At 65.4% G+C, this 20,277-nt stretch carries 20 protein-coding genes and 1 CRISPR repeat array (1 of these 21 only partly in view); of the genes, 8 read left to right on the top strand and 12 right to left on the bottom strand.

The window, feature by feature from the left end; translation table 11 throughout:
- Window positions 1-363: direct repeats of the CRISPR family, unit length 28 nt; unit sequence GGTCTATCTCCGCGCACGCGGAGGAACC; it reaches 31 nt to the left of the window's first position.
- 76 nt (window positions 364-439) lie between these two features.
- From NCS00_RS02940 to NCS00_RS02925, 4 genes are read right to left on the bottom strand one after another with little or no spacing between them, the layout of a single operon-like run.
- Window positions 440-1,459, bottom strand: coding sequence for an L-threonylcarbamoyladenylate synthase (locus NCS00_RS02940; RefSeq protein ID WP_034470722.1), 1,020 nt, complete (start codon window positions 1,457-1,459; stop codon window positions 440-442).
- Between the two features lie 20 nt (window positions 1,460-1,479).
- Entirely contained in the window at window positions 1,480-2,667 is a 1,188-nt protein-coding gene (locus tag NCS00_RS02935; RefSeq protein WP_008351320.1) for a 5-(carboxyamino)imidazole ribonucleotide synthase, read from the bottom strand.
- A gap of 25 nt (window positions 2,668-2,692) precedes the next feature.
- Complete coding sequence (purE, locus tag NCS00_RS02930; RefSeq protein WP_008351321.1) at window positions 2,693-3,205, bottom strand: 5-(carboxyamino)imidazole ribonucleotide mutase; 513 nt, start codon at window positions 3,203-3,205, stop codon at window positions 2,693-2,695.
- A 9-nt stretch (window positions 3,206-3,214) separates the two neighbouring features.
- Window positions 3,215-4,105, bottom strand: a complete 891-nt coding sequence (locus tag NCS00_RS02925) for a phosphoribosylaminoimidazolesuccinocarboxamide synthase (RefSeq protein ID WP_034470824.1) — start codon at window positions 4,103-4,105, stop codon at window positions 3,215-3,217.
- Here NCS00_RS02925 and NCS00_RS02920 point away from each other — a divergent pair.
- A complete protein-coding gene (locus NCS00_RS02920; protein WP_160172878.1) occupies window positions 4,098-4,247 on the top strand; it encodes a hypothetical protein in 150 nt (49 codons plus the stop codon). The two genes, NCS00_RS02925 and NCS00_RS02920, sit on opposite strands and share 8 nt — an antisense overlap.
- Here the strand turns inward: NCS00_RS02920 and fba are convergent.
- The 5 genes from fba to NCS00_RS02895 all read right to left on the bottom strand — a co-directional run bounded on the left by fba (window position 4,232) and on the right by NCS00_RS02895 (window position 9,932).
- Window positions 4,232-5,296 (bottom strand): class II fructose-bisphosphate aldolase, encoded by a 1,065-nt coding sequence (fba, locus tag NCS00_RS02915; RefSeq protein ID WP_008351323.1) that lies wholly within the window; start codon window positions 5,294-5,296, stop codon window positions 4,232-4,234. The two genes, NCS00_RS02920 and fba, sit on opposite strands and share 16 nt — an antisense overlap.
- Window positions 5,297-5,472: 176 nt before the next feature.
- Window positions 5,473-6,909 carry a pyruvate kinase gene (gene pyk, locus NCS00_RS02910; RefSeq protein WP_008351324.1) on the bottom strand — a complete coding sequence of 479 codons (1,437 nt, stop codon included), beginning with the start codon at window positions 6,907-6,909 and terminating at the stop codon, window positions 5,473-5,475.
- Between the two features lie 352 nt (window positions 6,910-7,261).
- Entirely contained in the window at window positions 7,262-8,458 is a 1,197-nt protein-coding gene (locus NCS00_RS02905; protein WP_008351325.1) for a phosphoglycerate kinase, read from the bottom strand.
- A gap of 407 nt (window positions 8,459-8,865) precedes the next feature.
- Window positions 8,866-9,189, bottom strand: coding sequence for an AzlD domain-containing protein (locus NCS00_RS02900; RefSeq protein ID WP_008351327.1), 324 nt, complete (start codon window positions 9,187-9,189; stop codon window positions 8,866-8,868).
- Complete coding sequence (locus NCS00_RS02895; protein WP_034470821.1) at window positions 9,186-9,932, bottom strand: AzlC family ABC transporter permease; 747 nt, start codon at window positions 9,930-9,932, stop codon at window positions 9,186-9,188. The genes NCS00_RS02900 and NCS00_RS02895 overlap by 4 nt, the downstream gene beginning before the upstream one ends.
- 356 nt (window positions 9,933-10,288) lie before the next feature.
- On the opposite strand from NCS00_RS02895, the gene NCS00_RS02890 reads away from it, so the two are divergent.
- The 6 genes from NCS00_RS02890 (at window position 10,289) to NCS00_RS02865 (ending at window position 14,992) form a co-directional block, all read left to right on the top strand.
- The gene (locus NCS00_RS02890; RefSeq protein ID WP_250439008.1) at window positions 10,289-11,209 is read left to right on the top strand and encodes a branched-chain amino acid transaminase; all 921 of its coding nucleotides are present in this window, start codon (window positions 10,289-10,291) and stop codon (window positions 11,207-11,209) included.
- Between the two features lie 66 nt (window positions 11,210-11,275).
- On the top strand, window positions 11,276-11,473 hold the full coding sequence (locus NCS00_RS02885) for a zinc-finger domain-containing protein (protein WP_008351333.1): 198 nt from the start codon (window positions 11,276-11,278) through the stop codon (window positions 11,471-11,473).
- 126 nt (window positions 11,474-11,599) lie between these two features.
- Window positions 11,600-12,673 (top strand): lipopolysaccharide heptosyltransferase II, encoded by a 1,074-nt coding sequence (gene waaF, locus NCS00_RS02880; protein ID WP_008351335.1) that lies wholly within the window; start codon window positions 11,600-11,602, stop codon window positions 12,671-12,673.
- 165 nt (window positions 12,674-12,838) lie between these two features.
- Window positions 12,839-13,285: a nuclear transport factor 2 family protein gene (locus NCS00_RS02875; protein ID WP_008351336.1), complete on the top strand. Its 447-nt coding sequence runs from the start codon at window positions 12,839-12,841 to the stop codon at window positions 13,283-13,285.
- 33 nt (window positions 13,286-13,318) lie between these two features.
- Complete coding sequence (locus NCS00_RS02870; protein WP_034470719.1) at window positions 13,319-14,401, top strand: YheT family hydrolase; 1,083 nt, start codon at window positions 13,319-13,321, stop codon at window positions 14,399-14,401.
- 6 nt (window positions 14,402-14,407) lie between these two features.
- Window positions 14,408-14,992: a DUF2946 family protein gene (locus tag NCS00_RS02865; protein ID WP_008351340.1), complete on the top strand. Its 585-nt coding sequence runs from the start codon at window positions 14,408-14,410 to the stop codon at window positions 14,990-14,992.
- Window positions 14,993-14,997: 5 nt separating this feature from the next.
- On the opposite strand, the gene NCS00_RS02860 is transcribed toward NCS00_RS02865, so the two are convergent.
- Window positions 14,998-16,968, bottom strand: coding sequence for a M48 family metalloprotease (locus tag NCS00_RS02860; protein WP_034470717.1), 1,971 nt, complete (start codon window positions 16,966-16,968; stop codon window positions 14,998-15,000).
- Between the two features lie 167 nt (window positions 16,969-17,135).
- Between NCS00_RS02860 and moaC the strand changes: the two genes are divergently transcribed.
- The gene (moaC, locus tag NCS00_RS02855; protein ID WP_008351343.1) at window positions 17,136-17,633 is read left to right on the top strand and encodes a cyclic pyranopterin monophosphate synthase MoaC; all 498 of its coding nucleotides are present in this window, start codon (window positions 17,136-17,138) and stop codon (window positions 17,631-17,633) included.
- A gap of 4 nt (window positions 17,634-17,637) precedes the next feature.
- Here moaC and NCS00_RS02850 read toward each other — a convergent pair whose 3' ends face one another.
- Complete coding sequence (locus NCS00_RS02850) at window positions 17,638-19,443, bottom strand: PglL family O-oligosaccharyltransferase (RefSeq protein ID WP_034470715.1); 1,806 nt, start codon at window positions 19,441-19,443, stop codon at window positions 17,638-17,640.
- Window positions 19,444-19,605: 162 nt separating this feature from the next.
- Window positions 19,606-20,196, bottom strand: a complete 591-nt coding sequence (locus tag NCS00_RS02845; RefSeq protein WP_008351347.1) for a pilin — start codon at window positions 20,194-20,196, stop codon at window positions 19,606-19,608.
- Window positions 20,197-20,277 lie beyond the last annotated feature (81 nt).

Here is a 20,277-nt window from a genome sequence, read left to right as displayed (position 1 = left end):
CGAACCGGCCACTTCAGCCGCGATCTTGAGGGTCTATCTCCGCGCACGCGGAGGAATCGAGAACGCGGGCGAGATTGCCAAGAGTCTGATGGGTCTATCTCCGCGCACGCGGAGGAACCGGTGGTATCTCGACGACATGGGAGCGCTGCACGGGTCTATCTCCGCGCACGCGGAGGAACCCACGCCATGCGTACAGACCGGTCCTTCGTCGCGGGTCTATCTCCGCGCACGCGGAGGAACCTCTTTGATGAGCCGATTCCCGGCTCGGGCGCACGGTCTATCTCCGCGCACGCGGAGGAACCTTTCCTCCACTCGCTCTTCTGCATTTTTGTTCGGGTCTATCTCCGCGCACGCGGAGGAACCCCTGCATCATAACTTCCTGACCGGAAAGCAAAATCCCCCAAACCCATCTTTCACAAACAGGCGCAAAGTCCAGTAATCACTCTTCCGCCTCGAACGCCGCCGCCGCCCTGCCAAGCCGATCGTTGACAGCAATCCACTCCACCGTCTCCGGCAGCTTCTCGATCAGAATCCGCTCGACATTGGCCCGATCCAGCGCCCGCAGCAAGCCATAAAGATCGCGCGCGTAAGTCTGCGGATCCTCAGGCGCCGCCACGAAGTGAACATCGGCAGCCCGCGCCCATTCCCCCGCGCTCGACGCCCGCGCCACCAGCGCAATCTTCCCGTCACGATTACGAAGCAACGGCTCGATCGACGCGAACGGCAGCAGCAAAAGCGGCGTGCGCGGCGCGTAATGCGCCTTCAGCGTCCCGGAAGCACGCGGCGCGGTCGCATCCGATCCATCCGGCAGCTTCGGCGCGATCCCGATGACATCCGCGATCTGCCGCGGACTCACATGCCCCGGCCGCAGCAGCGCCGGAAAGCCCCGCGACAAATCCAGAATCGTCGATTCGATGCCGACATCCGCCGCGCCGCCATCGAGCACATGCACGGCATCGCCGAACTCGTCGCGAACGTGCTGCGCGGTCGTCGGGCTCACATGCCCGAAACGATTCGCCGACGGCCCCGCGACGCCGCCCTGCTTGCCCGTCCCCATTCGCCGCCGATGAAACGCCGACAACAATTGCTGCGCCACCGGATGCGACGGGCACCGCACGCCCACCGAATCCTGTCCGCCGCTGACCGCCGCCGGAATATGCGCGGCGCGCTTGAGAATCAGCGTCAAAGGACCGGGCCAGAACGCATCGATGAGCTTCTGCGCATCGGCGGGCAACTCGCGCACCCAATAGCCCGGATCAGCCTCGGGCGCGAGATGCACGATCACCGGATGATTCGCCGGCCGCCCTTTCGCCGCATAGATGCGCGCGATGGCCTCGGGATTCTCGGCGTCGCCGCCAAGCCCGTAGACCGTCTCGGTCGGAAACGCGACGAGTTCGCCGGCATCGAGCAGGGCCGCGGCTTCGTCGATCTGCGCGGCGCTCGGATAGATGATGGTCATTGCTTCTACTACGAAAAAACTCAATCGAGCGGGATATGCAGCATGCGCGCGCAGTCACGCGCCGCCGTGCGCGCTTCCTCGAGCGTCGCCGCCGTGAAGTTGATGTGGCCCATCTTGCGGCCCCGGCGCGCCTCTTCCTTGCCGTACAGATGCAGCCGCGCCGCCGGCATCGCGGCGACTTCCGCCCACGCGGGCGAACGCGCCTTGTCGCCATCGAACCAGATATCGCCGAGCAGATTCAGCATCGCGGCCGGCGAATGCTGGCGCGTGTCGCCGAGCGGCATGCCGGTCATCGCGCGCACCTGCTGCTCGAATTGACTCGTGGCGCAGGCATCGACGGTGTAGTGGCCGGAATTGTGCGGGCGCGGCGCCATTTCGTTGGCGATGAGCGAGCCGTCTTCCAGCACGAAGAATTCGACGCACAGCACGCCGACGTAACCGAGCTTCGCGGCGATCGTCAGCGCGGCGTCCTGCGCCTGCGCGACGAGCGCATCGGGCGCATCGGGGGCGGGCACGACCGTCCTCGCGAGAATGCCGTTCACATGCACGTTCTGCGCGAGCGGAAACACGGCCGATTTGCCGTCGCCGCCGCGCGCGATCAGCACGGACACTTCGTACTTCAGCGGCATGCGCTTTTCCAGCACGCACGGCACGCCCGACAGCGACGCATGCGCGTTGCGCAATTCCGCGACGTTGCGCACGCTGACCTGCCCCTTGCCGTCATAGCCGAGACGCGCGGTCTTGAGAATGCCCGGCAGCACGGCCGCGATCTTCTCGTCGGGCAGCGCGGCGAGCGCTTCCGTCGATTCGATCACGACATGCGGCGCGACCGGCACGCCCGATTCCGCGATGAAGCGTTTCTCCGCGACGCGATCCTGCGCGATCGCCACGCAACTCGCCGCCGGGCTCACGAACGTGCACGACGCGAGAAATTCGAGGCTGGCGGACGGCACGTTCTCGAATTCCGTCGATACTGCCGCGCACAGTCGGCCGAGTTCCGTGAGCGCGGCGCGGTCGTCGTAGGCGGCGCGGATATGGCGATCCGCGACGGCGCCAGCGGGGCTCGTCTCATCCGGATCGAGAACGGCGACGCGATAGCCCATCGATTGCGCGGCGAAGCAGAACATGCGGCCGAGCTGGCCGCCGCCGACCATGCCGAGCCATGCGCCCGGCAGGATGGGAGAGATCGGGGAGTTTTGTGGATTCATCGTTGGGCCAGATTGCGAAGTGGGATCACAGCGGCGGCAGCGTCATGTCCCGCGCCGCCTGATTCTGCTTCACGCGAAAAGCGGCGAGCGCATCGGCGAATTTCGCATCGGTGACGCTCAATATCGATACCGCGAAGAGCGCCGCGTTCGCCGCGCCCGCCTCGCCGATGGCGAACGTCGCGACCGGCACGCCCTTGGGCATCTGCACGATCGAATGCAGCGAATCGACGCCCTTCAGATACTTGCTCGCCACCGGCACGCCGAGCACCGGCACCGTGGTTTTCGCGGCCAGCATGCCCGGCAGATGCGCCGCGCCGCCCGCGCCCGCGATGATCGCGCGCAGGCCGCGCTCGCGCGCGCTTTCCGCGTAGGCGAACATCTCGTCCGGCATCCGGTGCGCCGAGACGACCTGTGCCTCGTACGGCACGCCGAATTCCTGCAGCATCGCGACGGCATGCTTCATCACGTCCCAGTCGGAACTGGAGCCCATCAACACGCCGACGAGCGGCGCTTCGTTCTTGTGTACTTCGTTCGTCATCTTTCTTACTCAGTCGAGCGTCTTGCCGGTCAAACGCTGGAGCGCTTCCTGATACTTCTCCGACGTCTTCGCGATCACGTCGTCGGGCAGCTTGGGCGCGGGCGGTTCCTTCTTCCACGGCTGCGTTTCGAGCCAGTCGCGCACGAACTGCTTGTCGAACGACGGCGGATTCGTGCCCACCTGATAGCCATCGGCGGGCCAGAAGCGCGACGAATCGGCGGTCAGCACTTCGTCCATCAGATAGAGATCGCCCTTGTTGTCGAGGCCGAACTCGAACTTCGTATCCGCGATGATGATGCCGCGCGTCGCCGCGTACTCGGCCGCTTCCTTGTACAACTGGATGGAAATGCGCTTGATCGTCGCGGAAAGCTCCGTGCCGATGCGGCGTTCCATCTCATCGTAGGTGATGTTTTCGTCGTGATGGCCCATTTCGGCCTTGGCCGCAGGCGTGAAAATCGGCTCGGGCAGCTTCTGCGCGTTCTGAAGGCCCGGCGGCAGTTCGACGCCGCACACCGCGCCCGTCGCCTGATAGTCCTTCCAGCCGCTGCCCGCGAGATAACCGCGCACCACGGCTTCGACGAGAATCGGCTCCAGGCGCTTCACGACGACCGCGCGGCCCTTCACCTGCTCGGCTTCGTCCGCTGCGACGACCGTCGCCGGATCGATGCCCGTGTTGTGGTTCGGCACGATGTGGCCGAGCTTCTCGAACCAGAAATCGGCCATCGTGTTGAGCACGCGGCCCTTGTTCGGAATCGGCTCGCCCATGACGACGTCGAATGCGGAAAGCCGGTCGGTCGTCACGATAAGGAGCTTGTCGTCGCCGACGGCGTAGTTGTCGCGGACCTTGCCGCGGCCGAGCAGCGGCAGCGATTTGATCGTGGATTCGTATAGCGTGGACATCGTCATGTACCGGAAAAAAGTGATTCGCCGCTTCGACGTGGGAAGCGGCGAGGAGAAAGACGAACGGGTTCCGAACCCGGAACCCGTTGATTTTACTTTACAAAACCCGGCTGATTCAGATCAGTCTCATTTCACGATCTGAGCCAGCGCGCCGGACTTGTACTTTTCGGCGATCTTGTCGAGCGAAACCGGCTTGATCTTGCCGGCCATGCCCTCGCAGCCGAACTGCATATAGCGCTGGCGGCAGATTTCCTTCGCCGCTTCGCGCGCGGGCTTCAGATAATCGCGCGGATCGAACTTCGACGGATTTTCGAACAGATAGCGGCGGATCGCGCCGGTGATCGCGAGGCGCAGATCGGTGTCGATGTTCACCTTGCGAACGCCGTGCTTGATGCCTTCCTGAATCTCCTCGACCGGCACGCCATAGGTTTCCTTCATGTCGCCGCCGAATTCGCGGATTTCGGCCAGCAATTCCTGCGGTACCGACGACGAACCGTGCATCACGAGGTGCGTGTTCGGAATGCGCTGGTGAATTTCGCGGATGCGGTCGATGGCGAGGATATCGCCCGTCGGCTTCTTCGAGAACTTGTACGCGCCGTGCGACGTACCGATCGCGATCGCCAAAGCATCGCATTGCGTCTGCTTGACGAAATCGGCGGCCTGCTCGACGTCGGTCAGAAGCTGCTCGCGCGTCATCGTGCCTTCGGCGCCGTGGCCGTCTTCCTTGTCGCCCTTCATCGTTTCGAGCGAGCCGAGCACGCCCAGTTCGGCTTCGACCGTTACGCCGATCGAATGCGAGAACTCCACGACCTGCTTCGACACCGCGACGTTGTACTCGTAGGAAGCGACCGTCTTGCCGTCGGCTTCGAGCGAGCCGTCCATCATGACGCTGGTGAAGCCCGAGCGGATCGCGGCCATGCACACCGCGGGCGACTGACCGTGATCCTGATGCATCACGACCGGAATATGCGGATACGACTCGACCGCCGCTTCGATCAGATGACGCAGGAACGCTTCGCCCGCGTACTTACGCGCGCCAGCGGACGCCTGCATGATGACGGGCGCGTTGACTTCGTTCGCCGCCGACATGATCGCCTGCACTTGTTCCAGATTGTTGACGTTGAACGCCGGGAGACCGTAACCGTTTTCCGCAGCGTGATCCAGCAGTTGACGCATTGATACGAGAGGCATTGTGGTGAGACTCCATAAGTGAAACGAATTCTTCAGCGCGCGAACTCGCTCTCGGGCGGTTTTCGGCTTCATCGTCCTGCGCGCTTGACGAAACGAGCGCGGGTGCTGGGACCGCGCTCGCTCCGGACTTGCGACAAATCGCGCGGCGTTTGACCGCGCAGCGTTCTCAAAAACGCTTAGAAGTGATCGCCCACGCGCACGATCTTGAGCGTGTTCGTGCCGCCTGCCTGGCCCATCGGTTCGCCGACCGTCAGCACGACCATATCGCCGCGCGCCGCGTAACCCTTCGACACGACCACTTCCAGCGCCTGATTCAGCGCCGTGTCGCGGTCCATGTTGGTGTCGACGTGCAGCGGCGTCACGTTGCGGTACAGGGACATCGTCCGTTCGCTCGACACGCGCGGCGTCAGCGCGAAGATCGGCACGTGCGTCCAGTGACGCGACATCCACAGCGCGGTCGAACCGGATTCCGTCAACGCGACGACGGCCTTCGCGCCGAGATGGAACGCCGTGAAGAGCGCGCCCATCGCGATCGACTGGTCGATGCGCGTGAACGTGCGGTCGAGGAAATCGCGATCGAGCTGCGATTCTTCCGACTTCTCCGCTTCGATACAGATGGCGGCCATCGTTTCGATCGTCGTCACCGGATACTTGCCGGCCGCGGTTTCGGCGGAAAGCATCACGGCGTCGGTGCCGTCGAGCACGGCGTTCGCCACGTCGGAGACTTCGGCGCGCGTCGGCACGGGCGCGTGGATCATCGATTCCATCATCTGCGTGGCGGTGATCACGAGCTTGTTCGACTCGCGCGCCATGCGGATCATGCGCTTTTGCAGCGCCGGAACCGCCGCGTTGCCGACTTCGACCGCGAGATCGCCGCGCGCGACCATGATGCCGTCCGATGCGTCGAGAATGCCTTGCAGCGCCGGAATGGCTTCGGCGCGCTCGATCTTCGCGATCATCTTCGGCTTGATGCCGTACGGCGCGCCCGCGATGTTCGCGAGCTGACGCGCCATTTCCATGTCGGTCGCGTTCTTCGGGAACGACACCGCGACGAAATCCGCGCCGAGCGACATCGCCGTCTTGATGTCCTCCATGTCTTTCTCGGTCAGCGCGGGCGCGGTGAGACCGCCGCCCTGACGGTTGATGCCCTTGTTGTTCGAGAGCTCGCCGCCGACCTTCACCGTCGTGTGAATCTCTTCGCCGATGACGCGCACCACGTCGAGCACGATGAGGCCGTCGTTGAGCAGGAGCACGTCGCCCGCGCGCAGGTCGCGCGGCAGATCCTTGTAGTCGAGCCCGACGCGCTCGTTGTTGCCGAGCGTGCAGTTCGCATCGAGGATGAACGGATTGCCCGCGACGAGCATCGTCTTGTTGTTCTCGAACTTGCCGACGCGGATCTTCGGGCCCTGCAGGTCCGCCATGATCGCGACTTCCCGGCCCACCTGACGCGCCGCCTCGCGGACGATTTCGGCGCGCTGGCGGTGATCGTCGGCGGTGCCGTGCGAGAAGTTGAAGCGAACGACGTCGAGGCCCGCCTGCAGCATTTGCAGCAGGACGTCCGGGCTCGTTGAAGCCGGGCCGATGGTGGCAACAATCTTGGTAGCGCGATGCATGTCTTTCCTCGTCTCTGTAGGAACGCCCGTGTTGAGGCCGCGAGCACGTTGCGCTTGCAGTGAGGTGTTGCTCACCGGTTGCGCGCGCGCGCCGGTTCGTGCCGGCGTCGCTTTGTCGATTTCATTCAGGGCATGGGCGGGCACGCCGCCGATGATGACCGGAGGCGTTTCCGGAATCACCGATTCGTCTTCGGGCGCCGTCTGATCGGGTTGAGCCGCTTCCGCGATCACCCGCGCTGCTTCGGCGGCCGCGTCGAGCGCGGCGCCGCTTCCCATTTCTTCGGTTTGCGCGCCGCCGGCTGGCGCGCCCTTCTTTCCTGCTTTCGCCGGATTGTTTCGGGCGGCCAACGCCTCAAGCCCCGGCGCGGGATTCGAGCACTTCGACCGCGGGCAGCTTCTTGCCTTCGAGGAATTCCAGGAACGCGCCGCCGCCGGTCGAGATGTAGCTCACCTTGTCGGCGATGTCGTACTTCGCGATGGCCGCGAGCGTGTCGCCGCCGCCGGCGATGGAGAACGCCGACGAATTCGCGATGGCCTGCGCGAGCGTCTTGGTGCCGTTGCCGAACTGGTCGAATTCGAACACGCCGACGGGCCCGTTCCAGACGATCGTGCCGGCCGTTTCGAGTTGCGCGGCGAGCGCCTTCGCGGTGTCCGGGCCGATATCGAGGATGAGGTCGTCGTCGGCGACGTCGGCGACGGGCTTCGTTTCCGCCTTCGCAGTCGCGGCGAATTCCTTCGCGGTGACGACATCGCTCGGAATCGGCACCGATGCGCCGCGCGTGCGCGCCTGTTCGATGATTTCCTTCGCCTCGCCGACGAGATCGGCTTCGGCGAGCGACTTGCCGATCTTCAGGCCCGACGCGAGCATGAACGTGTTGGCGATGCCGCCGCCGACGATCAGCTGATCGACCTTCTCGGCGAGCGACTTGAGAATGGTGAGCTTGGTCGACACCTTCGAGCCCGCGACGATCGCGACGAGCGGACGCTTCGGGTTGCCGAGCGCCTTGCCGAGCGCATCGAGTTCAGCGGCCAAGAGCGGTCCCGCGCACGCGACAGGTGCGTACTTCGCGATGCCGTGCGTCGTGGCTTCGGCGCGGTGCGCGGTGCCGAACGCATCGTTGACGTAGACGTCGCAGAGCTTCGCCATCTTCTGCGCGAGGCCGTCGTCGTTCTTCTTCTCGCCCTTGTTGCAGCGGCAGTTTTCCAACAGCACGACGTTGCCCGGCTGGACCTGAACGCCGTCGACCCAGTCGGCGACGAGCGGCACGTCGCGGCCGAGCAGCTCCGACAGACGCTTCGCGACCGGCGCGAGCGAGTCTTCCGGCTTGAACTGGCCTTCGGTCGGACGGCCGAGGTGCGACGTGACCATCACGGCCGCGCCCGCGTCGAGAGCGGCCTTGATCGCCGGGACCGAGGCGCGCACGCGCGTATCTTCGGTGATGTTGCCGTTATCGTCTTGCGGCACGTTGAGATCCGCGCGGATGAACACACGCTTGCCGGAGACTTTGCCTTCGGCGATCAGATCGGTGAAACGCAGTACTTTCGTCATGGGAGTCAACGTAGATAAAGAAGCGGTTCGGGCGGGAACGGCCGTCGGGGCGGGCCGGTTCGTGGAGTCGCCGCGCGCAGGCCGCCGGGCAGGACGGCTCGCGCGCGGTTCAAGCTGGGGGCGAAGGACGCGCGCTTAAGCCGAACGCGCGCGCGGGATGCGGGAGAAAGGGATGAGACAGATGAATCCGGAGAGGCGCGCAAGCCCTGCCCGGGCGCGGCGATGGAGCCGGGAGCGGCGTGTTGCAAAATGAATTGCAAAACCGTAGCGCGGTGACTGCCGGACACACTTTCGACCTCGCTCACTCGGGAAAGACCCTCATTTTAACCGATCAACCCGGCCGCTTTTAGCGGGCAATCGTTGATGACGCGTATTTGACGCGGCGCGTAGCCATCTCCACGCCGCGGTCAGGCCACGAGCCGCAGCAGCGTGAACACCACCATGCCGACGGCGATCGTGCCCATCATGCCGCGCCGCCACAGGTAATACGCGAGTCCCGCCGCCGATGCCCACAACGCATGGTTCGACAGCCACAGCGAAATGCCCGCGGGCGTTTCGAGCAGATCCGGCACGACGACGCCCGCGAGCGCGGCGGCCGGCGCATACCGCAGCACACGCTGCACGCGCGGCGGCAGCACCATGCGCTCGCCGCCGATCAGAAAGAGCGCGCGCGTCACCGCCGTGACCACGCCCATGCCGATGATCGCGAGCCAGACTTGCAGCGCGCTCATCGGCTGGACCTCGTGGCATCGGATGCGGATTTGGGCGCGGCCCGCTCGGCGACGACATCCGCGAGCGTGCCCGCGATAAGCGCCGCGAACACCGCGAGCGGCAAGCCGAAACGATACGGCAGATCGAATGCCAGCAACGCGACGACGCTCGCCACCGCGACCGCCGCGAGCGTCGAACGCGTCGCGATAGCGGAAACGATGAGCGGGATCAGCGCGAGCGTGCCGGCGAGTTCGAGGCCCCAGTCATCGGGAATCAGGCTCGCGAGCAAGATGCCGAGCACCGACGATGTTTGCCATGACAACCAGCTCGATACCGCCAGTCCCCAGAAGAACGCCTCCTTGCCGGGCTGCCAGCCGGCAGGAAAATTCCGCTTCGAGAACATCAGATAGATGATGTCGCCGTTGAAATAGCCGAGCAGCAGACGCCGCTTCAGCGGCAGCCACGAGAAATGCGGCGCGAGCCCCGCGCTGAAGATCACGAAGCGCAGATTGACCATCGCGGCGGTCAGGAGAATCGTCCAGAGCGGCAGCTTCGCGGCGAAGAGCGGCAGCACCGCGAGCTGCGACGAGCCCGCGTACACCGCGAACGACATGCCGAGCGCCTGCGGCACGGTGAGCACGGACTTCGTCATCGCGACGCCGGTCACGAGACCCCAGGAAAACGTCGCCAGGACGGCGGGAGAAAAGGTACGCACGCCCTCGAAAAACGCGCGGCGATTGGTGTCGGACAGCCGGTCAAGCATGAGCGAATGCGAGGCGATGAAGACCACCCGTGATGCCAATGCGCGGCCTCGAGCGATTGCGCGATGGATCGGGAAAAACCGGGAAAATCGGGAATGGCGGGCTTCGCCGTTTCGTCCCGCTGTTTTCAGCGGACGGCGAAAGGCAAATTATAGCGTCGTGAAAGGCGCTCCAAGATCGGTTTCGTCGCGAAAAGACGCTAAAATGACGGTCTTTCACAGCCTTTGCGCCTCCGATGCGCGCGTTCGCCGGCAATCGCCGATGCACGAACGCGGCGCGAGATGCGCGAGCGCCGCCGCCCGGAAGTCTTTGGCGGCCTGCCCCGAACTCACTTGAACGAGACAGCTAGGAGAACCGTATGTCAATGGCCGACCGCGACGGCAAGATCTGGATGGATGGCAAGCTGATCGACTGGCGTGATGCCAAGATCCACGTTCTGACCCACACGTTGCACTACGGCATGGGTGTCTTCGAAGGCGTGCGCGCGTACAAGACCGCGCAGGGCACGGCCATTTTCCGCCTGAAGGAACACACGAAGCGCCTGCTCAACTCGGCGAAGATCTTCCAGATGGACGTCCCGTTCGATGCCGCGACGCTCGAAGCCGCGCAACTCGAAGTCGTGAAGGCGAACGCGCTCGAGTCGTGCTACATCCGCCCGATCATCTGGGTCGGCTCGGAAAAGCTCGGCGTGTCGGCGAAGGGCAACACCATCCATGTTGCGATCGCCGCGTGGCCGTGGGGCGCGTATCTCGGTGAAGACGGGCTCGCCAAGGGCATCCGCGTGAAGACGTCGTCGTTCACGCGCCATCATGTGAACGTGTCGATGGTCCGCGCGAAGGCGTCCGGCTGGTACGTGAACTCGATTCTCGCCAACCAGGAAGCCGTCGCCGACGGCTACGACGAAGCGCTGCTGCTCGACGTCGACGGCTACGTGTCGGAAGGCTCCGGCGAAAACTTCTTCCTCGTGAACAACGGCAAGATCTACACGCCGGATCTGGCTTCGTGCCTCGACGGCATCACGCGCGACACAGTCGTCACGCTGGCGCGCGATTTCGGCATCCCGGTGATCGAAAAGCGCATCACCCGCGACGAGGTCTACACCTGCGACGAAGCGTTCTTCACCGGCACCGCCGCCGAAGTCACGCCGATCCGCGAGCTGGACAACCGCACCATCGGTTCGGGCGCGCGCGGTCCGATCACGGAAAAGCTGCAAAGCGCGTTCTTCGACGTCGTCGGCGGCAAGAACGAGAAGTACGCGAGCTGGCTCGCGAAGGTTTAAACAATCTCATGCGACGCGGCGGGCCGTTCGCTCGCCGCGCGACGTACATCACGAAAAGAGATAGCAATGAGCGACCTGAAGGAAATGCCGCTGGTGGAATTGTCGGCGAAGGATCTGCCCGCCTTCTGCCCGAACCCGAAGATGCAGCGCTGGAGCACGCATCCGCGCGTGTTCATCGACGTGACGCACGGCGAGGCGCGCTGCCCGTATTGCGGCACGCGCTACAAGCTGAAAGACGGCGAAGTGCTCAAGGGCGGTCACTGAAGCCCGCGGGGCGCTGGCCGCGCCCTGGCTCACGCGCGCCGTACGCGGCGCGAAACATACCCACGACAATCGACGGCTCGCCCCAAGGCGGCGGGCCGCGTTCATTTTGAGATCGGATAACAACAGATGCGCCGCGCGCTGGTTATAGCACCGAACTGGATCGGTGACGCATTGATGGCGCAGCCGCTCTTCACGCTCTTGCGCAAGCTTCATCCGCGTATCGCGATCGACGCCGTCGCGCCCACCTGGGTCGCACCCGTGCTCGAGCGCATGCCGGAAATCCGCGATGTCTACGCGACCGACCTCGCCCACGGCAAGCTGCAACTGCTGCGCCGCTGGCAGCTCGCGAGTGATTTGCGCGATGTCGGTTACGACGCCGCCTATGTGCTGCCCAACTCCGTCAAATCCGCGCTGATTCCGTGGATGGCGGGCATCAACCTGCGCATCGGCTACAAGGGCGAGAGCCGCTACGGGCTCTTGAACGTGCGCCACGCGAATCCGCCGAAGACCGACCGTCCGCCGATGACCGCGCATTACGCGGCGCTCGCCTATGCGCCGGGCGCGAAGCTGCCGTTCGTCGACCGGTTCGCGCAGCCGGAAGCCGCCGCGCTTCCCGACGCGCAGACGCTGCCCGTGCCGCGCCTCGAAGCCGATCCGAACGAAGCCGCGCGCGTCTCGACGCGCTTCAACCTCGACACGCGCGCGCCGCTCGTCGTGTTCTGCCCCGGCGCGGAATACGGTCCGGCCAAGCGCTGGCCGCCGGAGCATTTCGCTTCGCTCGCCCAGTTCATCGCGCAGTCGTTTCCGTATGCGCGCATGATCGCGCTCGGTTCGAAGAAGGATGCGCCGATCGCGCAGGCCATCGCGGAGCGCGCGCCGATGGTGCGCAACCTGTGCGGCCAGACTTCGCTCGGTGAGGCGTGCGCGCTGATTTCGCGGGCGAGCGCCGTCGTCACGAACGATTCGGGGCTGATGCACGTCGCGGCCGCCTCGCGCCGGCCGCTCGTCGCGGTCTACGGCTCGACCGATCCGCGCCACACGCCGCCCTTGTCCGATCTCGCAAAGGTACAATGGCTGCATCTTGAATGCAGTCCGTGCTTTGCCCGCGAGTGTCCGCTCGGCCATCTGAACTGCCTTCGCGAACTCTCGGCCGAACAGGTCTTCGCCGATGTGCGCGGCATGCTGCTCGCGCATCGTTGATGTTGCGCTCACGCGTCGAAACGCGTGTTCGTACCGGCGGTTTCCGGCCGTGTGTGCGGGTGCGGACACGCGAATGTCTCCGAACGGGGGCATGCTTTGACCAATGACCGTTGCAGCGCGCCGTTTCGTTGGCGTGAAGCATCGAATGCCAGAGACCCACGAGCCATGCCACGTTTCGCCCGCCTCTTCGAAGCCGCCGCCGATACCCTCAACGCTTACTATCAGGCAGTCGCGGACAACAGCATCGACACGGTGATGTCGTTGTGGATCGACGAGGAGTTCGCCACCTGCGTGTGCGCGGACGGCACGCATCTGCACGGGCTGGAAAGCATCCGCGCGGGTCTCGCGAAGCAGTTCGAGACGCAGCCCGTGACCGTCGAGCCGCTCGATATTCGCGTGTACGACAGCCTGGGCACGGTCGTCTATGCGATCGCCGAAGCGCATCAGCCGGCCGAGCCAGCCAGCGCGCCGCGCATGATCTACACGACGTATGTGATGGTTCACGAACGCGGCGAGTGGCGCATCGCGCATATTCACGCAAGCGAGATGCCGATCGAAACCGCGGGCCAGTTCGCCGCGAAGCTGCGTCACGGTCAGGGACCGCTGCACTAAGAAATTCGAAGAAGACGTCTGTCGGGAGGGGCCATGAAGCGCGATCCGTTGTTGAAGCACGATTCGTCGTTCGTGGACAAAGCGCCCGCCGTGGCACTGAAGGAAACCGCGCGCCTGCTTTCGCCGGGCGCCGCCGAATGGCTCTACAGCGCGCCGCGCTGGCTGCCCACGAGCCATGCGCAAACCATCGTCCCGGCGCTCTTCGGCCGCAAGCCCGACGTGCGTTACCGGCGCGAGCGCTGGAATACGCCCGACGGCGATTTCATCGATCTCGACTTTCTCGCGCACGATCCCGCCGATCCCGCCGATCAACCCGCCGCGAACGCCCCGCTCTTCGTGCTCTTCCACGGCCTCGAAGGCAGTTCCGATTCGCACTACGCTCGCACGATGATGGCCGCCGCCCGGGCGCGCGGCTGGCACGGCGTCGTGCCGCATTTCCGCAGTTGCAGCGGCCCGCTCAATCTGCTGCCGCGCTTCTACCATCTCGCGGACAGCGCCGAAGTCGACTGGATTCTGCGGCGGCTCGCGCAAGTGCATCGCGGGCCGATCGTCGCGGCGGGCGTGTCGCTCGGCGGCAACGTGCTGCTGCACTGGCTGTGCCAGCGCGGCACGGACGCGTCGATCATCAGCGCGGCGGCGGCCATTTCCGCGCCGCTCGACGTCCACGCGGGCGGCCTCGCGATCTCGCAAGGCTTCGGCATGGTCTATACGCGCAGCTTCCTGAAGTCGCTCAAAAAGAAGGCGCTCGCGAAGCTCGGGCAGTATCCCGGTCTCTACGACCGCAACGCCGTGCTCGCCGCGCGCACGCTGTACGAGTTCGACAACGTCGTCACCGCGCCGCTGCACGGCTTTCGCGACACCAATCACTACTGGTCGACGGCGACGATCCGCGCGCATCTGAAGCACATCGAAGTGCCCGCGCTGCTGCTGAACGCGCGCAACGATCCGTTCCTGCCCGAGTTCGCGTTGCCGTCGACGGCGGAAGTATCGGCGCGCGTGACGCTCGATCAGCCGAACCACGGCGGGCACGTCGGCTTCATGACGGGACCGTTTCCGGGCCGGATCGACTGGCTGTCGCAGCGCGTGTTCGGTTATCTGGAGAACTTCGTTTCGTGAACCGTCATGGATGACATCGTCAAGCAGGCGCTCGCCAAATGGCCCAACGTTCCGCACTGCACGGGCTGGCTGCTGCTCGACCGGCGCGGTCAGTGGCGTATGCGCGACGACGCCGCGCAAGCCGCCGGCGAACTCGGCACGCCGATCCGGCATGAGGCGCTGCTGGGCTTCATCAACCGCAACTACGAAAGCGATGCCGACGGCCAGTGGTTCTTTCAGAACGGCCCGCAGCGCGTGTATGTTGAGCTCGTGTACACGCCGTGGATCGTGCGTCTGCATGCGGCGGACGGCGCATTGCGGCTGATCGATCAGGGCGGCGCGCCGTTCGAGCCGGCGCATGTCTGGATCGACGACGCAGGCGGCATTCTCCTTTCCGATGACGCCTCGCCCGCACGCATCGCCGCCCTTCACGATCACGATCTCGAACTGTTCGCGGACCACGCGTCGCTCGACGATGCCGGCACACGCGGCGTGTTCCACTGGCGCGACGGCGTCGATCTGACCGTGCAGCCGATCGCCCGCGCCGATGTCGCCGCGCGCTTTGGCTTCGTCGCGAGTCCGGCCGAACGCGCCGCCGCGAAGAAAGACTGAGCTAGCTAGCCGTTCTTCTCCATCTCGCGCTCTTCCTTGTAGCGCGTCTCGAAATCGCGCAGCCGGGCGGAAATCGTCGAAAGATCGTAGAAACTCGCGGTCTTGACGTCGCGCGCTTCCTTCAGTTGCCGGATCGCGGATGCCCACGCGCCATCGAGCGCGAACTTTTCCGCCATCGCCTGATGCTGTTGCAGCGGATCGTTGAGACCCGCGCTTGCCTGCGCGAGATAGAACCACCAGTCGGGGCGCGTCGGCTCGGCGCGTGTTTCGCGGCGCGCGAGCATCTGGGCGTCGGCGAAGCGGCGCGCGGAAAGCAGCGTCTGCAGATGCACGTCGATGGCGGCGTGCGACGCCGGCCAGCGCTTTTGCGCGAGGTCCGCGAGGCGGATCGCATCGTCGTTGCGACCGGCGCGGCGCGCGATGTCGGCGGCGAGCACGTCGAGGCTCGGCGTGCTGCGCAGCGCCGGCGGTGCGGATTGAGGTTTCGCCGGCGGAGCCGATCGGGCTTCGACGCGAACCGGTGGAAGCACGATGTCGCTCTTCGCGCGCAATGCATTGCCGTTGCCGGAGTCTCCGAGATTGAGCGGCGTGCGCGCGTTGTCGAGCGGCGTCGCGATCGTCGACGCATCCGCGTTGCGCAGCGACGGCTCGCCGCTCTTCTTGCGCGGAGCCGGCTGCGTTTGACCAACCGCGCGATCCTCCTTTTGCACTTGCGCCGATGCCGCCGCCGCGCTCGCCTCCTCGCCCTCGAATAGCGCGCGCGCCTTCGCGAGCGCGTCGCTGGCCGCGTCGTGATTGCCCAGCAGCGATTGCGCGAGCGCGATGCCGTACCAGTTGGACGCGGGATTGAGCGCCGTCTGATCCTCGATTTCCGATTTGAGCCGGCTCGCGACCTCGCGATAATCACTCGCGTAATTCACCTGCAGCACGCGCGCCCGGGCGCGCACGAACGCATATTCGGCCGACTGACGCGGCTGCCGGTACGGCACGCGCCGCGCGCGGCCTTCCATGTCGGCGATGCGGTCGATCGTGAGCGGGTGCGTGCGCACGTACGGCGGCACGCCGTTATCGGCCATCGACGCGCGATCGAGACGCTCGAAGAACGCTGCCATCGCGTAAGGATCGTAGCCGGCGGCCGCGAGCATCTGGAAACCGACGCGGTCGGCCTCGTGCTCGGCCGCGCGCGAGAAGCGCAACTGATTGTCGACGGCGAACGCCTGGCCGCCCATCGCGATGCCCATGCCGAGATCGCCGCTATGGGCGAGCAGGCCCGCGAGCAGGCCGGCGAGCATCCCGGCGAGTGCGGCGTAGGAACTCTTTTCCTGCGTGCTGAGCATCCGCGCGATGTGCCGCTGAAGGACGTGCCCCATTTCATGGCCGATGACCGACGCCAGCTCCGATTCCGTTTGCGTCGCGGCAATCAGCCCCGTGTTCACGCCGATAAAGCCGCCCGGCATCGAAAACGCGTTGATCTGCGCGTCGCGCACGGCGAAGAGATCGAAATCCGGCCGATAGCCGCCGAGATACTGCGTCGCCGCCGCCGCTGAAAGCTTCGACGAGATCGAGTCGAGATAGTCGCGCAGCAGCCAGTCGTCGAGATAATCGGGATCGGCGCGCACTTCGCGCATCATCTTCTCGCCGACCTTGCGCTCGGCCTGCGGCGTGAGGGAGCCGCCGGAGCCGTCGCCGAGATCCGGAAGCTGCACCGACGACAGCGGCGCGCGCAAACCGGACATCGTCCCGGGGCGGTTCGCGAAACGGCTTTCCGCGCCGCCGTAGACGCCGAACACGCCTTCCGCGATGTTGCCCGGCACGTCGCCGCTGGCGCTTTCCTGCGACGCGCGCAGTTGCGCGGCCGCGAGCGTGCCGGTCGAGCCCGCGGAAGGCGAGTTCGATTGCGCCAGCGCCGCGGGCGGCATGGCGAGGGCGACGCAAAGGAGGGAGGCGAGCGCGCGGCTCGGACGTGTGAAATGCATGGCGCGAAGCGCCGATAGTCGGCTCGAGAATCGAAACGGGCTTATCGTATCAAGTGTTGCGCGCGGCGCGTCTCAGGTCGGCGGTGCGTCGCGCCGGACCGTGGCGTTCTGCGGAAAATCGCGCGGATTCACGCTGGTATGATAGGCGCCCATTCGAAGGAGACGCTATGTCCGGACTCACCCATTTCGATGCCGCCGGCGAGGCGCATATGGTCGATGTCGGCGCGAAAAACGAAACGCGCCGCGTGGCCGTTGCACGCGGCTCGATCGCGATGCTCGCGCCCACGCTCGCGCTGATCCGCGAAGGCCGAGCGAAAAAAGGCGATGTGCTGGGCGTCGCGCGCATCGCCGCGATTCAGGGTGCGAAGCGCACGGCCGATCTGATTCCGCTGTGTCATCCGCTGGCGCTGACGCGCGTCGCGGTGGATTTCACGATCGATGAAGCGCTACCCGGCGTGCACTGTGAAGTGCGCGTGGAGACGGTCGGGCGCACGGGCGTGGAAATGGAAGCGCTGACCGCCGTGCAGGTCGGATTGCTCACGATCTACGACATGTGCAAGGCGGTGGATCGGGGGATGACCATCACCAATGTGAAAGTGATGGAAAAGCACGGTGGGAAGTCGGGGGATTGGGTGGCGGACGACCAGCCGTCGCCCGCGCCCTGACCGCTCACTCTTCTTCCTCATCCTCCGAAGGCTCCTGATTCGGCAGCGGCACACCATACAGCTTCACCAGATCCGCCTTGAACGACGCCAGCGGCTTGCCCGCTTCGTCCGCCAGATCGTAGACGGCCAAAAGCTGCTTCGGCCAGTCGTGCAACTGCGTCGCGAAGATCTTCAGGCGCGCCATCGTGTCGAGCGCCTCGGCCTTCTGCCCGGCGAGCGCCTGCAACACCGCGTAGCGGCGCAGCACGGTCTCGCCCGGCAACAGCGCAATCGCCTTCCGATGCGCCGCGAGTTTCTCCTCGACGTTCTGCGCGTTGATCGGCAGCAAGGTCGCCGCACCGTATTCGCCCCACGCCGTGAACAGGAAAGACGGATTTTCACGATACTGCTCGGCCGGGCGCGAGCCGTAGTACAGCACTTCCGCGCGGTTGTAGTCGCGTAAGGTCGGATACAACGCCGCGAGCCCGCCGAGCACCAGCACGACATATACGCCATAAGAGAGCGGACGCGGAACCAGCCGCAAGGGACGCGTCTCCAGTAGGCCGATGACGAGCATCGCCGGCATCAGAAAGAACATGTACTGCTGCGGATACTCGACGAGCGCATGCATCATCAGGACGCCGAGCAGCGACAATCCGAAAATGCGCGCCGGCGTCTGCGGCGCGCGCAGCACGCGAATCAGCCAGAAGACGACGCTCGCGACCAGAATCGCGACGCCGAGCGCACCCGTTTTTGCGAGCAGATCGATGAAGATGTCGTGCGCGTTGTTCGCGATCTCGACGCCGCCCAGATCGCGCACGAGGTCGAACTGATAGCGCGGAAACTCGCCCCATCCGACGCCCAGCAGCGGATGCGTCTTGAACATCGTCCAGCCGTACTTCCAGAGCGCGAGGCGCGGCGCGATCTGACTCGCTTCCTGCATGCGCTCCGCCGCCGATTGCGCGAGCCCGAAATCGAAGTGCACGTTCGCCCAGCGCACGGCCGCGTTCACCGCGAAAAAGACGATCGCGAGCAGAATCGGGACGATCCACGCGCGCGCATCGCGGCGGCCGGGGCCGTCGAAGCCTTCCGACGCGACCGGCCGCCCGAGCACGAACGCCATCCAGAAGCCGGCGACGATTATCACCGCCGTCTGCAGCCACGGCCCGCGCGATACGGTCAACGCGAGCCCGAGCGAGTAGATCGCCGACAAGATCAGCCACAGAACGAGCGGCAGCCGACGCGCCTGCACGAAATAAAGCGCGCCCGCCAGCGCGAACGCGATCACGGTCGCGAGGTGATTCGCCTGCGCCATGTTGCCGAACGGGCGCCGTTCGATCATCACGTTGTACGCGACCACGAACGGCGTGAATTTCACTTCGAGATGCAGCAACTGCACGATCTGGCAGAAGACCGCGAACAGTCCGCCGACCATCAGCGCAGCCGCGCCGATACGCAGCGTCTTCTCGCCGAGCCCCGCCCGCACGAGACCGAAGCCCGTATGCACCGCGAGAAACGAAGCGAGCAGATACGCGCCGCCGAGCCAGTTCATCGATGGCTGCGCGATCGGCAACAGCACCGTCTGCGCGACGAGCAACAGGCCGAACGCAAGCGGCATCAATGCGACGACCGGCGATGCGAACGGCACCTTCGGCTCGGAGACGCGCACGAGGAGCGCAACCGTCGCACCGAGCGCCAGATAAAGCGCGAGCGCGCTGTATTCGGCGTAGAAGGTCGGAATCGGATACGTGTGGTTGACGACCGCGAAGGGAAACGTCAACGCAAGGCACAGAACGGCGAAGCAGAGAAAGCGCGCGTATTGGGAAGGCATGAGGAACTGGGAACGTCGGCGACCGGCGCACTATACAAAACTTTGCCCCCGCTGTCCGTCGAACGGCCGGTTTTGCTACCAAATCGCCAACTTTCGCGCAAAAACGACGGCGCGACGGCGCGGCGGCGACGTAAATCCTCCCGCCGCGCTTCGCCTCAGTGCTTACGCGCGGCACTCCGGCGGTGCGAGATTGCCTGGCAATGTCGGTGCCTGCGCAGGCGTCGGACCGGCGCCCGGCGCGGGCAGCGACGACTCGGTCTTCTTGCCCGCGAAGCATTCCCACGTCACCGACCCCGATTGCACGGAACCGCGGCTGAGCGACACGCGCGCCGTAGGTGTATCGGCGTTGTCGGGTGTCGAAGGCACGAGCACGAGCGTGTTCGAACCCGCCGGCGCGACGCGCGTCGTATAGGCGATCGTGATCTGCCCGTTGTCGCTGTCGACGTGAATCGACTCGACGTTGCGCGTGCCCGGCGGCGACGCGAATCCGCCCGCCAGATCCGCGCCGCTCGCCGCGTTCTCCGCCACTGCGAGGCGCGCGGCCGCCGCGAGCGTCATGCCCTCGCCCACGCGGCTTCGGGCAAGATAATCCTGATACGCCGGTATCGCATACGCCGCGACCACGCCGACGATCGCAAGCACGATCATCAGTTCGATCAGTGTGAAGCCGCGTGTCAGCGCATCTTTCGTGCGCCCGAACCACCATGCGCGCCGTTCGCGCGGCACGTCCAAAACCGAAGCCTTCGTCGTCATTGCTACTCCCTGAAAAACAGAAAAGCGCCCTTCCGCGCAATGCGGTCAGGACGCTTCGATCGTATTCAGGGAGCCGCTCCG

The sequence above is a fragment of the Caballeronia sp. AZ1_KS37 genome, from assembly GCF_023631165.1.
Lineage (GTDB): Bacteria > Pseudomonadota > Gammaproteobacteria > Burkholderiales > Burkholderiaceae > Caballeronia > Caballeronia zhejiangensis.
Note: the sequence above shows the minus strand (reverse complement) of the source record. Positions and strands in the feature narration are given on the sequence as shown.